Below are 15,216 nucleotides of genomic sequence, written 5' to 3'. Positions count from 1 at the left end.
CGTTTTGCATTCCCCATGAGCGAACCCATCACCCCCCCTGCCCAACCCGGCCTCGACAGCCTGTCGAAATCGTTCGAACCCGCCGCCATCGAGGCGCACTGGGGCCCGGAATGGGAAAAGCGCGGCTATGCCAAGGCCGGCTACCGCGGCACGCAGCAACCCAAGGACGGCGCCGACGCGTTCGCCATCCAGCTGCCGCCCCCCAATGTGACGGGCACGCTGCACATGGGCCATGCGTTCAACCAGACGATCATGGACAGCCTCACGCGCTACCACCGCATGAAGGGCGACAACACCGTGTGGGTGCCGGGCACCGACCACGCGGGCATCGCGACGCAAATCGTGGTGGAGCGCCAGCTGCAGGAGCAGAAGGTCAGCCGCCACGACCTGGGCCGCAAGAACTTCGTGGCGCGCGTGTGGGAATGGAAAGAGAAGTCGGGCAACACCATCACCGAGCAGATGCGCCGCATGGGCGACACGGTGGACTGGAGCCGCGAGTACTTCACGATGGACGACGACCTCTCCAAGGTCGTGACGCACACCTTCGTGAAGCTCTATGAGGAAGGCCTGATCTACCGCGGCAAGCGCCTGGGCAACTGGGACCCGGTGCTGAAGACCTCGGTGAGCGACCTGGAGGTGGAAAGCGAAGAGGAAGACGGCTCGCTCTGGCACATCGCCTACCCGCTGGAAGACGGCAGCGGCACGCTGACCGTGGCCACCACCCGGCCCGAGACCATGCTCGGCGACACGGCCGTGATGGTCCATCCCGAAGACGAGCGCTACAAGCACCTGATCGGCCAGCGCGTGCGCCTGCCGCTGGTCGACAAGCTGATCCCGATCATTGCGGACGACTACGTCGACAAGGAATTCGGCACCGGCGTGGTGAAGGTCACGCCCGCGCATGACTACAACGACTACGCCGTCGGCCAGCGCCACAAGCTCGAGATGATCGGCGTGCTCACGCTGGACGCCACCATCAACGACAACGCGCCCGAGAAGTACCGCGGCATGGACCGCTTCGTGGCGCGCAAGGCCATCGTGGCCGACCTGGAAGCGCTGGGCCTGCTCGTCGAGGTGAAGAAGCACAAGCTGATGGTGCCGCGCTGCGCACGCTCGGGCGCCATCGTGGAGCCGATGCTCACCGACCAGTGGTACGTGGCCATGACGCGCCCCGGGGCCGACGGCCAGTCGATCGCGCAGAAGGCCATCGACGTGGTGAAGTCGGGCGAGGTGCGCTTCGTGCCCGAGAACTGGGTCAACACCTACAACCACTGGATGGAGAACATCCAGGACTGGACCATCTCGCGCCAGCTCTGGTGGGGCCACCAGATCCCGGCCTGGTACGACGAGGACGGCAAGGTGTACGTGGCCGAGAACGAGGCCGACGCACAGGCCAAGGCGCCCGGCAAGAAGCTCACGCGCGACGAGGACGTGCTCGACACCTGGTACTCGTCGGCGCTGGTGCCCTTCTCTTCGCTGGGCTGGCCCGAGAAGACGCAGGACCTCGACCTGTACCTGCCCTCGACCGTGCTGGTGACGGGCTACGACATCATCTTCTTCTGGGTCGCCCGGATGATCATGATGACCAAGCACTTCATGGGCAAGGTGCCGTTCAAGCACGTGTACATCCACGGCCTGGTGCGCGACGCGCAGGGCAAGAAGATGAGCAAGTCCGAGGGCAACGTGCTCGACCCGGTCGACCTGATCGACGGCATCGAGCTGCCCCAGCTGCTCGACAAGCGCACGCAGGGCCTGCGCAAGCCCGAGACGGCACCGGCCGTGCGCAAGAACACGCAGAAGGAATTCCCGGACGGCATTCCGGCCTTCGGCGCCGATGCGCTGCGCTTCACCTTCGCCTCGCTGGCGTCGCTGGGCCGCAGCATCAACTTCGACTCCAAGCGCTGCGAGGGTTACCGCAACTTCTGCAACAAGCTGTGGAACGCCACGCGTTTCGTGCTGATGAACTGCGAAGGCCAGGACTGCGGCCTGCTGGAGCACACCAAGGAAGACTGCAAGGTCGGCGGCCCGGCCCACGGCTACCTGAAGTTCAGCCGCGCCGACCACTGGATCGTGTCGCAGCTGCAGCGCGTGGAAGCCGACGTGGCCAAGGGCTTCGAGGAGTACCGCCTGGACAACGTGGCCAACGCGATCTACCAGTTCGCCTGGGACGAGTTCTGCGACTGGTACCTGGAAATTGCCAAGGTGCAGATCCAGACCGGCGACGACTCGCAGAAGCGCGCCACGCGCCGCACCCTCATTCGCGTGCTCGAGACGCTGCTGCGCCTGGCGCACCCGGTGATCCCGTTCATCACTGAAGAGCTGTGGCAGAAGGTGTCGAAGGTCGCGGGCCGTGAAGGCGAGTCGATCATGGTGGCGGCGTATCCGCAGAGCCAGCCGGAGAAGATCGACGAGAAGGCCGAGGCCCATGTGGCGCGGCTCAAGAGCCTGGTGGACGCCTGCCGCACGCTGCGCGGCGAGATGAACGTGTCGCCCGCCATGCGCCTGCCGCTGTACGCGGTGGCCGACGACGCCGAGGGCGCGGCCTTCCTGCGCGAAGCGGCGCCGGTGCTGCAGGCGCTGGCCAAGCTCAAGGAAGTGAAGGTCTTCGACGACGAGGCCTCCTGGCAGGCCGCGGCCGAAGCGGCCCCGGTGGCGGTGGTGGGCGCGACGCGCTTCTGCCTGCACATGGAGATCGACAAGGCGGCCGAAAAACTGCGCATCGGCAAGGAAATTGCACGCATCGAGGGCGAAGTGGCCAAGGTGCACGGCAAGCTGGGCAACGAGGCCTTCGTGGCCAAGGCCCCGCCGGCCGTGATCGACCAGGAGCGCAAGCGCCTGGCCGACTTCACCGCGACGCTGGAACGCCTGCGCGACCAGCTTGTGCGCCTCGGCTGACAGACGGGCGAAATCACCGGCGTTTAGGATGCTGGTTCGGCAATTGCTTGCGAATTGCTTGCGATTGCCTGCCGTTCCGGCACACTGATTTACATCTTCCAACGAACCTGAGCCGACCTGCCCATGTCCACTCCACCGACACGTATCCGCAAGGCTGTATTTCCCGTTGCGGGCTTTGGCACCCGCTTTCTGCCCGCCACCAAGGCACAGCCCAAGGAGATGCTGCCGGTGGTCGACAAGCCGCTGATCCAGTACGCCGTCGAAGAGGCCTATGCCGCCGGCATCCGCGACATGATCTTCGTGACCGGCCGCAACAAGCGCGCCATCGAGGACCACTACGACACCGCCTACGAGCTCGAAAGCCAGCTCGAGGCCAGCGGCAAGACCGCCCTGTTGAACATCGCGCGCTCGGTGATGCCCGACGACATGACCTGCTCCTACGTGCGCCAGCCGCGCATGCTGGGCCTGGGCCACGCGGTGCTGTGCGCAGAGCACCTGGTGGGCAACGAGCCCTTCGCCGTGCTGCTGGCGGACGACCTGATGGTCGGCCCCGCGGGCGGTGAACCGGTGCTGGCACAGATGACCGCCGCCTTCGCCCGCCTCGGCGGCTCGCTGCTGGCGGTGCAGGAAGTGCCGCTGGAGCACGTCAAGCGCTACGGCATCGTGGCCGGCGACACCGTCGAAGAAGGCCTGGTGAAGGTCAGCAAGATGGTCGAAAAGCCGAAGCCCGAAGACGCCCCTTCGCGCCTGGGCGTGGCGGGCCGCTACATCCTCACGCCGGGTGTGTTCAACGAGATCCGCAACCAGCCCAAGGGCGCGGGCGGCGAGATCCAGCTGACCGACGGCATCGCGGCGCTGATGAAGAAGGAATCGGTCTACGCCTATTCGTACAAGGGCATCCGCTACGACTGCGGCAGCAAGGAAGGCTTCCTTCAGGCGTCGGTGGAACTGGCGCTGGCGCACCCCGAAGTGGGCGCGGAATTCCGCGAGTACCTCAAGAGCCTGAAGCTGTAGTTTCTTCCTGCAGCGCTTCCTTGTTGAAGTGCTTCAAAGCAAAGGGCCGCAACAGCGGCCCTTTTTTCGTGTTCAGCGGCGCTTCAACACGTGGATGAAATCGCTGCCCACCGTCTCCTGCGCCACCAGCTCATTGCCGGTCTGGCGTGCAAAAGCCTGGAAGTCGCGGATCGAGCCGGGGTCGGTCGACACCACCTTCAGCAGCTGGCCGCTCGCCATCTCGTTGAGCGACTTCTTCGCCTTGAGGATGGGCAGCGGGCAGTTCAGCCCGCGCGTGTCGAGCTCGCGGTCGACTTCAACTTGCATTGCCTGGCTCCGGCGGCAGGTTCAGGCCGCGGCGGCGCTCTTCGTTCTCGGCCGCGGTGAAGAACACCGGCTCGTGGCCGCGCGTGCGCAGCCAGTCGGCCAATGCGTAGCCGGTGCCGGCGGGCCAGCACTTGAGGTCCGGCAGGTCGTAGAGGCGGTAGTCGACCAGCTCGGGCGAGAGCTTCACCTCGCCGTCGGCCACCACGTGGTACGCGATGATGATCTGGTTCATGCGCTGGAAGTCGTAGGCGCCGACAAGCTTGGCCGCGCTCACGTCGAGGTTGGTTTCTTCCTTCACCTCGCGCGCGATGCCCTCCTCGGGCGTCTCGCCGGCCTCCATGAAGCCCGTGATCAGCGCGAACATCTTGCCCGGCCAGGCCGCGTTGCGCGCCAGCAGCACCTGGCCGCGGTACTCGACGATGGCCGCGAGCACGGGCGTGGGGTTGTTCCAGTGCGTGTGGCCGCAGTTGGGGCAGCGCAGGCGCTCCTTGGGACCGCCGTCTTCCATCAGGGCGATCCACTCGAGCGGCGTGGCACAGACCTGGCAGAACTTGGGATGGGGCATGGGAGTCTCTTTTCTTCTTGTGATCGCCGCCGCGGCGCCCGGGGCGGGTACCGCGTCAGCTTGGTTGGAGTGCGCTCAGCCGGGCTCAGCCGGGCTCAGGCGGGGAACACGCCGGTCGACAGGTACCGGTCGCCGCGGTCGCAGACCACGAACACGATGGTGGCGTTCTCGACCGTCTTCGACACCTCGAGCGCCGCCCACAGCGCGCCGGCCGCGGAGATGCCGCCGAAGATGCCTTCCTCGCGCGCCAGGCGCCGGCACATTTCCTCGGCGTCGTCCTGGCTCACGCTGATTTCCTGGTCGACACGGCTCGGGTCGAAAATCTTCGGCATGTACTCGGCCGGCCACTTGCGGATGCCCGGAATGCGCGAGCCTTCGGCCGGCTGCGCGCCGATGATGCGCACGGCGGGGTTCTTCTCCTTCAGGAAACGCGACACGCCGGTGATGGTGCCGGTGGTGCCCATGGCGCTCACGAAGTGCGTGATCTTGCCCTTGGTGTCGGCCCAGATCTCGGGGCCGGTGGTCTCGTAGTGGATGCGCGGGTTGTCGGGGTTGGCGAACTGGTCGAGCACGCGGCCCTTGCCCTGCGTGACCATCTGCTCGGCCAGGTCACGCGCGTATTCCATGCCGCCGCTCTTGGGTGTGAGCACGAGCTCGGCGCCGAAGGCCTTCATGGTCTGGGCGCGCTCCACGGAGAGGTCCTCCGGCATGATGAGCACCATGCGGTAGCCCTTGATGGCCGCGGCCATGGCCAGCGCAATGCCCGTGTTGCCGGAGGTGGCTTCGATCAGGGTGTCGCCGGGCTTGATCTCTCCGCGCTCTTCGGCGCGCTTGATCATCGAGAGAGCCGGCCGGTCTTTCACCGAACCGGCGGGGTTGTTGCCTTCGAGCTTGCCGAGAATCACATTGCCGCGCTTGGCGTTTTCTGCCGCGTTGATGCGTTGCAGGGCGACCAGGGGGGTCTTGCCGATGGCGTCTTCGATCGTCGGATAATTCATGCCAGCCACTGTGCCATAATTTTGGGCTTGCTTCAGAACCCTGCCCGGGTGGTGAAATTGGTAGACGCAGGGGACTCAAAATCCCCCACCGAAAGGTGTGCCGGTTCGATTCCGGCCCCGGGCACCACATTTGGCTCCCCAGCCCCCAGGCTTCGCGCACTTCGTGCCGCTGAGCTATCGCCTACCGGGGGCAACGCCAGCGGCCCGGCGGATCCGGCTCCGCACTGCTGCTGGAAGGGCCCCTTCCCTCCCCCCAGATCAGGTTGTCTCGCGCAGACCCGTGTGCACCGTCGGGTGCGCCAGTCGCACGCGCAGCTCGCGCTTGAGCCTGGTGTTGTCCAGGCGGCGCGATTCACCCATGAAACTCAGCAATTGCACCGGCAGTTGCCGCTCGGCCTCGTCGCGCGCCAGGCGCTGCGGGCGGGGCATGCCGTAGAGGTCGGCGGCCAGGTCGATGTAGTCGCCCATGCGCAGCTCGGTGTCGTCGGCGGCATGCACGATGCGTTGCGGCTTGCCGCGGAACAGCGCGGCCACGCAGGCGCGCGCCAGGTCGTCGGCGTGGATGTGGCTGGTATAGACGTCGTCCTCGCGCCGCAGCACCGGCGTGCCGCGCTCCAGGCGCGCGCGCGGGGTGCCGTTGGCGCGGTCGGGCGCGTAGATGCCCGGAATGCGCAGGATGCTGGCGCGCATGCCCGCGCTGCGGCCCAGCCAGCGCACGGCGCGCTCGGCGTCCACGCGGCGATGGGCGCGCGGGGTGTCGGGGCGCACGCCGCGGGTTTCGCTCACGCGGGCGCCGCCGCAGTCGCCGTAGACGCCGCTGGTCGAGCCGTAGACGAAGGTCGAGGGCGCCGAGCGCAGCCGCAGGGCGCGCGCCAGGCCGGTGGTGCGCTGGTCGCGCCACCAGGCGGCGCCGCCGTCGCGCGCCGGGGGCGCCAGGTGCAGCACCCGCGTGGCGATGCCCGCCAGCCGGCGCAGGGTGGCCGTGTGGTCCAGGTTGCCCACCAGGGGCCGGATGCCGGCGGCGCGCAGGCCCTCGACCCGCCCGGCCGACGACGTGAGCGCCACCAGTTGCATGCGCCCGCGCAGGTCGCGCGCCACGCGCTGTCCGACGTCGCCGCAACCGACGATCAGCAGGCGCTCGCGGCGGAACCGGGCCGGTAAGGCGCCGGAGGGGCTATTGATTGAGGGCAAAATCGAGGTTCCTGTCCGAATTCAGTTGATCCCGGCGCTGCACGCAGGCCGGGCAGAGTTTTACCCCCCGAAGAATACCGATGACTGCTACAGCGCCGCACGACGCGGGCTTTTCCATCACCGTCGAACCCAGCGGCCGCCATTTCGTGGTCCACGGCGACGAAACCATCCTCGCGGCCGGCATCCGGCAAGGCATCGGCCTCCCCTACGGCTGCAAGGACGGCGCCTGCGGCTCCTGCAAGTGCAAGAAGCTCTCGGGCGAGGTCACCCTCGGGCCGCACCAGAGCAAAGCCCTGAGCGCCGAGGAGCAGCTCGCCGGCTTCGTGCTGACCTGCTGCGCCCACGCCACGAGCGACGTGGTGCTCGAGTCGCGCCAGGTCACCGAGGCCGGGGCGATGCCGATCCGCAAGATGCCGGTGCGGGTGCAGGGCCTCTCGCGCCTGTCGCACGACGTGATGATGGTGCGCCTGCAACTGCCGGCCGGCGAGCCGCTGCAGTTCCATGCGGGCCAGTATGTGGAATTCATCCTGCGCGACGGCGCGCGCCGCAGCTATTCGATGGCCAACGCACCGCACACGGTCGGCGTGCCGGGCACGGGCATCGAGCTGCACCTGCGGCACATGCCCGGCGGCAAGTTCACGGACCACGTGTTCGGCACGATGAAAGAAAAGGAAATCCTGCGCATCGAAGGCCCGTTCGGCAGCTTCTTCCTGCGCGAGGACTCCGACCGGCCGATCGTCCTGCTGGCCTCGGGCACGGGCTTCGCGCCGATCAAGGCGCTGCTGGAGCACATGCAGTTCAAGGCCATCGCGCGGCCCGTGTCGCTCTACTGGGGCGGCCGCCGCCCCGAAGACCTGTACATGGACGCCTGGCTGCGCGAGCAGATGGCGAAGATGCCGCACCTGCGCTACGTGCCCGTCGTCTCCAACGCCACGCCCGACGACAACTGGACCGGCCGCACCGGCTTCGTCCACCAGGCCGTGCTGGAAGACTTCGCCGACCTGTCGGGCCACCAGGTGTATGCCTGCGGCGCGCCCATCGTGGTCGACTCGGCCAAGCGCGACTACGTGGCGCTGGCGGGCCTGCCCGAAGAAGAGTTCTTTGCCGACGCGTTCACCACCGAGGCCGACAAGGCCCTGCCCTGAAGCGCTGCCGAGCCTCTCTGGCCTCTGGCCTCTCTCTACGGAGGCTCTCCTGAATTCCCCTGACGTTCCCTGAAGACACCACAACAATGAAGACGAGACACTTCCTTCTCACCCTGCTCGCCAGCGCCACCGCCCTGATGGGCACCGGCCAGGCCCTGGCCCAGCAGCAGCGCCCCATCCGCCTCGTGGTTCCGTACGCGGCCGGCGGCCCGATCGACAACACGGCGCGCATCCTCGCCGAGCGCGTAAAAGACACGCTGGGCCCGGTCATCATCGACAACAAGCCCGGCGCGGGCGGCAACATCGGTGCCGACATCGTGGCCAAGGCGCCCGCCGACGGCCTGACCATCGGCATCGCGGCCACCGCCACCAATGCGGTGAACCCGTGGCTCTACAACAAGATCCCGTTCAACGCGGCGACCGACTTCGCGCCCATCACGCAGATGGTCCGCGTGCCCAACGTGCTGGTGATGAACGCCGACACGGCCAAGCGCCTGAACATCAACAGCGTGGCCGACCTGATCCGCTACGCCAAGGCCAACCCCGCCAAGCTCAACTACGGCAGCGGCGGCAACGGCAGCGCCGGCCACCTGGCGGGCGAGCTGTTCAAGAAGGAAGCGGGCATCTTCGCGCTGCACATTCCGTACAACGGCGGCAGCCCGGCACAGCTGGCGCTGATCTCGGGCCAGGTCGACTTCAACTTCGACAACCTCGCCACCGCCGCGCCGAACATCCGCTCGGGCAAGTTGAAGGCGATTGCCGTGACGACGCTCCAGCGCAGCAGCTCGCTGCCCGACGTGCCGCCCATTGCCGACACGCTCAAGGGCTTCTCGATCGACACGTGGTGGGGTCTGGTCGCCCCGGCCGGCACGCCGCACGACGTGGTCGTGAAGCTGAACCAGGCATTCGTGGCTGCGTTGAACGCGCCGGAAACGAAGACCCGCTTCGCCGGCCTGCTGGCCGAGCCGGTGGCCAGCTCGCCCGAGCAGTTCGGCGCGTTCATGAAGAGCGAACTCACCAAGTACGAAGCCGTGGTCAAGTCCACCGGCGCAAAGGTGGACTGACCCCCAGGCTGCGCGCACTTCGTGTCGCTTCGCCCCCCTTGCAGGCCTTGCAGGGGGCGATACCCGCGGCCCGGCAGGTTGGGGTTACTCGCCCAGGTAGGCAGCCCGCACGCGCGGGTCGCTCAGCAGGGCCTTGGCTTCACCGTTCATGGTGATCAGGCCCGACTCCATCACGTAGCCGCGATCGGCCAGTTGCAGCGCGCGGTTGGCGTTCTGCTCCACCAGCAGGATGGTCACGCCCTGCGAGGCCACGGTCTGCACCACCTCGAAGATCTTGTCGCACATGATGGGCGACAGGCCCATGGTGGGCTCGTCCAGCAGCAGCACCTTGGGGCGCGCCATCAACGCACGGCCCATGGCCAGCATCTGCTGCTCGCCGCCCGACATGGTGCCGGCCAGCTGGTCCTTGCGCTCGCGCAGGCGCGGGAAGGTCACGAACACGCGCTCCATGTCGCTGGCGATCTCGGCCTTGTCCTTGCGGATGTAGGCGCCGATCTGCAGGTTCTCGGTGATGGTCATGCGCGTGAACACGCCACGGCCTTCCGGCACCATCACGAGGCCCTCGCTCACCAGGTCCCACGCGCCGCGGCCCTTGATGCTGCGGCCCATGAATTCGATGTGGCCGGCCCCGGCCGGCAGCGTGCCGGTGATGGCCTTCATGGTGGTGGTCTTGCCGGCGCCGTTGGAGCCGATCAGCGAGACCAGCTCGCCCTCGCGCACCTCGAAGTCCACGCCCTTCACGGCCTGGATGCCGCCGTAGCCGACCTTCAGGCCGCTGACTTTCAGCAGCGTCTTGCCGGCCGTCCTGGCTGTTGCGGCATTCGACACGGTTGCTTGTTCGCTCATGGTTGCGGTGCTCATCTCAGTGGCCTCCGGTGCCGAGGTAAGCCTCGATCACCTTCTCGTTCTTCTGCACGTCCGCGGGCGTTCCTTCGGCAATCTGCTTGCCGTAGTCCAGCACGGTGACGCGGTCGCACAGGCCCATGATCAGCTTCACGTCGTGCTCGATGATCAGGATGGTGCGGTTGTCGCGGCGGATGCGGTCGATCAGCTCGCGCAGCGCGACCTTCTCGGTCAGGTTCATGCCCGCGGCGGGCTCGTCGAGCGCGATGAGCTGCGGGTCGGTGGCCAGCGCACGGGCGATCTCCAGGCGGCGCTGGTCGCCGTACGACAGCGTGCGCGCCTTGTAGTCGGCGAACTTGCCGATGCCCACGTAGTCGAGCAGTTCGTGCGCGCGGTCGGCAATGGCCTTCTCCTCGGCCTTGAAGCTGCCGGTGCGCAGCATGGCGCCGAACACGCCCGAGCTGGTGCGGATGTGGCGCCCGACCATCACGTTCTCCAGCGCCGTCATTTCGGCGAACAGGCGGATGTTCTGGAAGGTGCGCGCAATGCCGGCCTTGGCCACTTCGTGCACGGCCGTCGGCTGGTAGGGCTTGCCCGCGAGCTCGAAGGTACCGCTGTCGGGCGTGTACAGGCCGGTGATCACATTGAAGAACGTGGTCTTGCCAGCGCCGTTGGGGCCGATCAGGCCGTAGACCTGGCCGCGCTTGATGGTGATGCCCACGTCCGACAGCGCCTGCAAGCCGCCGAAGCGCTTGGAGATGCCGCGAACGTCGAGGATGGTGTCCGTTGTCGTCGTCATGTTGATTTTTCCTTCGGCGTTCACGGATTGATCGACATGGGGCGCGAAGCGGCACCGGGCAACTCGTCGGCGGGCGTGTCGATGCCCGGCGCATGCGTCTGCAGCGAGCCCGGCGCCACGGCCGCGTGGGCCGGGTCGACGGGCACGCCGCCCTTCCTGGTGAGCGTCTTGCCGTGCTCCGGCGAAGGCCACAGGCCGCGCGGACGCACCAGCATGATGATGATCATGGCCAGCGCGATGAACAGCTGGCGCAGGATGGAGGCGTCGAGGCGGCCGCCGGTGAGCGACTGCAGCGGGCCGGCCACGTAGCGCAGCACTTCCGGCAGCGCGGCCAGCAGCACGGCGCCCAGGATGACGCCGGGCAGGTGGCCGATGCCGCCGAGCACGACCATCGCGACGATCATCACCGACTCCATCAGGCTGAAGGACTCGGGCGACACGAAGCCCTGGAAGGCGGCGAACATCGCGCCCGACACGCCGCCGAAGCTGGCACCCATGCCGAAGGCCAGCAGCTTCATGTTGCGGGTGTTGATGCCCATGGCCTTGGCGGCGATCTCGTCTTCGCGGATGGCCATCCAGGCGCGGCCGATGCGCGAGACCTGCAGGCGGTGCGAGATGATCACGGTGGCGATCACGAGCGCCAGGAACAGGTAGTAGTACAGCGACACCGAGGAGATCGAGAAGCCGTCGAACTTCCATGCCTTGCCGAGGTCGAGGCCCCAGAACTTGACGGAGTCGATGGCCGTGATGCCCTTCGGGCCGTTGGTGATGTTGACGGGCTGGTCCAGGTTGTTCAGGAACACGCGGATGATTTCGCCGAAGCCCAGCGTCACGATGGCCAGGTAGTCGCCGCGCAGCTTGAGCGTGGGCGCGCCGAGCAGCACGCCCAGGCAACCGGCCACCACCAGCGCCAGCGGAATCACGATCAGCAGCGAGGTGTGCAGGCCGTTCGGGAACATCTGCGCGAACCACGGGAAGGTCTCGGTCAGGTGCGACGAACCCATGAGCGCGAAGAGGTAGGCCCCCACCGCGAAGAAGGCCACGTAGCCCAGGTCGAGCAGGCCGGCATAGCCGACCACGATGTTCAGGCCCAGGGCCAGCAGCACATAGAGCAGTGCGATGTCGGCAATGCGCACCCATGCGTTGCCCTGCATCTGCAGCAGCAGGGGCAGCGCGAGCACGGCGATGATGCCGATGACGTAGAGAGCGAGGTTCTTGCTGTTCTTCATGATCCGCTGCTCCTTACGCACGGTCCGCCACGCGTTCGCCGAGCAGGCCCGACGGACGCAGGGTGAGCATGACGATCAGCACGATGAACGCGAAGATGTCGCTGTAGTTGCTGCCCAGCACGCCACCGGTGATGGTGCCGATGTAGCCGGAGCCGATGGCTTCGATGAGGCCCAGCAGGATGCCGCCGACGACCGCTCCCGCAAGGTTGCCGATGCCGCCGAACACGGCCGCGGTGAAGGCCTTCAGGCCGGGCAGGAAGCCCATCGCGTGTTGCGCGATGCCGTAGTTCGACGCGTACATCACGCCGGCGATGGCCGCGAGCACGGCGCCGATGATGAAGGTGGCCGAGATGACCATGTCGGGGCGGATGCCCATGAGCGCGGCGACGCGCGGATTCTCCGCGGTGGCGCGCATCGCGCGGCCGAGCTTGGTGTAGTTGACCAGCCACATCAGCACCACGAGCGAGAACGCCGTGACGCTCAGGATCATGACCTGGGTGGGCGAGATGACCGCGCCGCCCACGTGGATGGGGTCGGTGGGCAGCAGGTTGGGGTAGGCCTTGTTGGTGGGCTTCCAGATGATCATGGCCAGCGTCTGCAGCAGGATCGACATGCCGATGGCCGTGATCAGCGGAGCGAGCTTGGGGCTGTTGCGCAGCGGCCGGTAGGCCACTTTCTCGATCACGAAATTCAGGGTTGCCGCGACGACGCAGGCGATGATCAACGCAATGAGGAGGACCAGCCAGCCCGGTGTGTTGGGCATGCCGTCCTTCATGAGTCCGATGATGGTCCAGCTCGTCAGAGCCCCCACCATCAACACCTCTCCGTGTGCAAAGTTGATCAGATTGATGATGCCGTACACCATGGTGTAGCCCAAGGCTATCAAGGCATACATGCTGCCGAGTACCAGACCGTTGATGATCTGCTGCAGCAAAATGTCCATATCGCGTTTCCCTATGTGTTGCACCGTTTGCGGGGTGCCATTCACCCACCGAGGCACCGGTTTGGCGCCCTTGGCATGACAAGCAAAAAACCAGCCAACATGTGTCGCCGGCGGATTTGTGGGCGGGATTGTAGTCACGCCCCAGCGCTGATTTGGTGCGTGTTGACCGGGGTTTACCCGCTCACCTCATGCTGTATGCGCGTGGGGTCATGCACACTTCGCGGGCATGTTGCAAGACAGTATCAGTCGTTGCCTTGCGCGTTCAGCCGGCGCAGTTCGCGCAGCTTTTCGCCGATGCGAATTTCGAGTCCGCGGTCCACGGGTTCGTAGAAAACCTGGCCTTCCAGGCCGTCGGGAAGGTAGCGCTCGCCGGCGGCGAAACCGCCCTCCTCATCGTGCGCGTAGCGGTAGCCCTTGCCGTAGTCGAGCTCTTTCATGAGCTTGGTCGGTGCATTGCGCAGGTGCATCGGCACCGGGCGCGTGCTGTCCTTCTTGATCAGCGCGCGCACCGCGTTGTAGGCCTTGTAGACCGCGTTCGACTTGGGCGCGATCGCAAGGTAGACCACGCATTCGGCCAGTGCCAATTCCCCTTCGGGGGTACCCAGTCGTTCGTAGACCTCGGCCGCGTCGAGCGCGAGGCGCAGCGCGCGCGGGTCGGCCAGGCCGATGTCTTCGCTCGCCATGCGCACCAGGCGCCGCGCCATGTAGCGCGGGTCGGCACCGCCGTCGAGCATGCGCACGAACCAGTAGAGCGCGGCGTCGGGGTCGCTGCCGCGCACCGACTTGTGCAGCGCGCTGATGGTGTCGTAGAACTGCTCGCCGCCCTTGTCGTAGCGGCGCATGCGCTCGCCGAGCACACGCAGCAGCCACTCGTCGGCGATGTGGTCGAGCTTCTCGGCGCGCGCCGCGACGGCGAGGGTCTCGAGCGTGTTGAGCAGCCGGCGCGCGTCGCCGTCGGCGTAGGCCACGAGGCGGTCGACCGCGGCGGCCTCGATGGCCGGCACCGCCTGGATGGCCTGTGCGCGCGCGACGATCTGCTTGAGGTCTTCCTCGTTGAGCGACTGCAGCACGTACACGGCGGCACGCGACAGCAAGGCCGAGTTGACTTCGAACGACGGGTTCTCGGTGGTCGCGCCGATGAAGGTGAAGAGGCCCGACTCCACGTGCGGCAGGAACGCGTCCTGCTGGCTCTTGTTGAAGCGGTGCACCTCGTCCACGAAGACGATGGTGCGCTGCTGCTCGAGCCCGTCGCGCGCCGATGTGGCGCGGTCGACCGCCTCGCGGATGTCCTTCACGCCGCCGAGCACCGCGCTGATGCTGAGGAACTGGGCGTCGAAGGCATCGGCCATCAGCCGTGCGATGGTGGTCTTGCCGGTGCCCGGCGGGCCCCAGAGGATGCACGAGTGCGGCTGGCCCGACTCGAAGGCGATGCGCAGCGGCATGCCGGGGCCCAGCAGGTGCTGCTGGCCGATCACTTCGCCGAGCGTCTTGGGACGCAGGCGTTCGGCGAGGGGCTGATGGGCGGTGGTGGCCAAACCGGTAAGGCGCTCGTCTTGCTTATTGCTTGACGACGTCGGCACCCGCTGGCGCCTTGAAGTCGAACACGCTGGCTGGCAGCGACGGGTTCACTTCCACCTTGCTGAACTTGAGCACCGAGCGTTGGCCGAAGCTGTCGAGAATCTCGAGCGCCGCCAGTGCCTCGCCCTGAAAGCCGACCTGCACGCTCTGCAGCTGGCCGTCCTTGTTCTTCGGCGTGGCCTTGACCCACTGCAGCCCATCGCGCTCCGGTGCGGCTTCCAGCGTGAAATCGGCCTGCAGGGCGCGCAGATCGGGCGCCGCGGCAATCAGTGCGGCGGGCGTGGAGCCCAGCGCCTGCGCCTGCGTGCGCTGCGTGACCTGGTTCAGGTCGGCGTCGTACAGCCACAGCGTCTTGCCGTCGGCCACGATGCTTTGCGCGAAGGGCTTCTGGTAGTCGAACTTGAACTTGCCGGGACGCTGGAATTCGAAGGTGCCGGTCGACGTCTTGGTGCGCCCGGGTTGCCCTTCGCGCGCCGGCGCGGTCACGGTCTGGGTGAAATCGGCGCGGCCGGACTTCACGGTCTTCACGAAGGTTTCAAGGCTTTCAAGGCCGCCGGCCCACGCGTTGGCGGAACTCAGGAGGCCGATCAACAGCCAATGACGCAATTTCAATTTGGATTCCTCGAATAGCTGTGACAGCTGTGGC

14 protein-coding genes and 1 tRNA gene are annotated in these 15,216 nt (G+C 66.9%); 5 read left to right on the top strand and 10 right to left on the bottom strand.

Features of this window, described 5'->3' with window-relative positions:
* The first annotated feature begins 15 nt into the window (after positions 1-15).
* Together BM013_RS05235 and galU are read left to right on the top strand one after the other, a co-directional pair.
* Positions 16-2,895 carry a valine--tRNA ligase gene (locus BM013_RS05235; protein WP_093123744.1) on the top strand — a complete coding sequence of 960 codons (2,880 nt, stop codon included), beginning with the start codon at positions 16-18 and terminating at the stop codon, positions 2,893-2,895.
* A gap of 123 nt (positions 2,896-3,018) precedes the next feature.
* On the top strand, positions 3,019-3,909 hold the full coding sequence (gene galU, locus BM013_RS05230; RefSeq protein WP_093123741.1) for a UTP--glucose-1-phosphate uridylyltransferase GalU: 891 nt from the start codon (positions 3,019-3,021) through the stop codon (positions 3,907-3,909).
* Positions 3,910-3,981: 72 nt separating this feature from the next.
* On the opposite strand, the gene BM013_RS05225 is transcribed toward galU, so the two are convergent.
* The 3 genes from BM013_RS05225 to cysM all read right to left on the bottom strand — a co-directional run bounded on the left by BM013_RS05225 (position 3,982) and on the right by cysM (position 5,778).
* Complete coding sequence (locus BM013_RS05225) at positions 3,982-4,215, bottom strand: sulfurtransferase TusA family protein (protein ID WP_093123739.1); 234 nt, start codon at positions 4,213-4,215, stop codon at positions 3,982-3,984.
* Complete coding sequence (locus BM013_RS05220; protein WP_093123736.1) at positions 4,205-4,780, bottom strand: NUDIX domain-containing protein; 576 nt, start codon at positions 4,778-4,780, stop codon at positions 4,205-4,207. Before BM013_RS05220 ends, BM013_RS05225 begins: the two co-directional genes overlap by 11 nt.
* Positions 4,781-4,875: 95 nt before the next feature.
* Positions 4,876-5,778 (bottom strand): cysteine synthase CysM, encoded by a 903-nt coding sequence (cysM, locus tag BM013_RS05215; protein WP_093123734.1) that lies wholly within the window; start codon positions 5,776-5,778, stop codon positions 4,876-4,878.
* Positions 5,779-5,820: 42 nt separating this feature from the next.
* Between cysM and BM013_RS05210 the strand changes: the two genes are divergently transcribed.
* Positions 5,821-5,905: transfer RNA gene (locus BM013_RS05210), tRNA-Leu, on the top strand.
* Positions 5,906-6,036: 131 nt separating this feature from the next.
* On the opposite strand, the gene BM013_RS05205 is transcribed toward BM013_RS05210, so the two are convergent.
* The gene (locus BM013_RS05205; RefSeq protein WP_093123731.1) at positions 6,037-6,969 is read right to left on the bottom strand and encodes an NAD-dependent epimerase/dehydratase family protein; all 933 of its coding nucleotides are present in this window, start codon (positions 6,967-6,969) and stop codon (positions 6,037-6,039) included.
* Positions 6,970-7,049: 80 nt separating this feature from the next.
* Here BM013_RS05205 and BM013_RS05200 point away from each other — a divergent pair, with 80 nt between their 5' ends.
* Both BM013_RS05200 and BM013_RS05195 read left to right on the top strand, forming a co-directional pair.
* Entirely contained in the window at positions 7,050-8,114 is a 1,065-nt protein-coding gene (locus BM013_RS05200) for a CDP-6-deoxy-delta-3,4-glucoseen reductase (RefSeq protein WP_093123729.1), read from the top strand.
* A gap of 86 nt (positions 8,115-8,200) precedes the next feature.
* Complete coding sequence (locus BM013_RS05195; protein WP_093123726.1) at positions 8,201-9,178, top strand: Bug family tripartite tricarboxylate transporter substrate binding protein; 978 nt, start codon at positions 8,201-8,203, stop codon at positions 9,176-9,178.
* Positions 9,179-9,262: 84 nt separating this feature from the next.
* Here the strand turns inward: BM013_RS05195 and BM013_RS05190 are convergent, their stop codons facing one another.
* The 6 genes from BM013_RS05190 to lolA all read right to left on the bottom strand — a co-directional run bounded on the left by BM013_RS05190 (position 9,263) and on the right by lolA (position 15,182).
* Positions 9,263-10,039, bottom strand: a complete 777-nt coding sequence (locus BM013_RS05190; RefSeq protein ID WP_371268835.1) for an ABC transporter ATP-binding protein — start codon at positions 10,037-10,039, stop codon at positions 9,263-9,265.
* Between the two features lies 1 nt (position 10,040).
* On the bottom strand, positions 10,041-10,820 hold the full coding sequence (locus BM013_RS05185; RefSeq protein ID WP_093123723.1) for an ABC transporter ATP-binding protein: 780 nt from the start codon (positions 10,818-10,820) through the stop codon (positions 10,041-10,043).
* 20 nt (positions 10,821-10,840) lie between these two features.
* Entirely contained in the window at positions 10,841-12,049 is a 1,209-nt protein-coding gene (locus BM013_RS05180) for a branched-chain amino acid ABC transporter permease (RefSeq protein ID WP_093123720.1), read from the bottom strand.
* Between the two features lie 13 nt (positions 12,050-12,062).
* On the bottom strand, positions 12,063-12,992 hold the full coding sequence (locus tag BM013_RS05175) for a branched-chain amino acid ABC transporter permease (RefSeq protein ID WP_093123717.1): 930 nt from the start codon (positions 12,990-12,992) through the stop codon (positions 12,063-12,065).
* 242 nt (positions 12,993-13,234) lie between these two features.
* A complete protein-coding gene (locus tag BM013_RS05170; protein ID WP_093123715.1) occupies positions 13,235-14,527 on the bottom strand; it encodes a replication-associated recombination protein A in 1,293 nt (430 codons plus the stop codon).
* A 22-nt stretch (positions 14,528-14,549) separates the two neighbouring features.
* Positions 14,550-15,182 carry an outer membrane lipoprotein periplasmic chaperone LolA gene (lolA, locus tag BM013_RS05165; RefSeq protein WP_093123712.1) on the bottom strand — a complete coding sequence of 211 codons (633 nt, stop codon included), beginning with the start codon at positions 15,180-15,182 and terminating at the stop codon, positions 14,550-14,552.
* Positions 15,183-15,216: the final 34 nt, after the last annotated feature.

It is taken from the genome of Variovorax sp. OK605, assembly GCF_900115445.1.
Lineage (GTDB): Bacteria > Pseudomonadota > Gammaproteobacteria > Burkholderiales > Burkholderiaceae_C > Variovorax.
The sequence above is the reverse complement of the archived record's forward strand: the minus strand, read 5'-3'. Positions and strand labels throughout refer to the sequence as shown.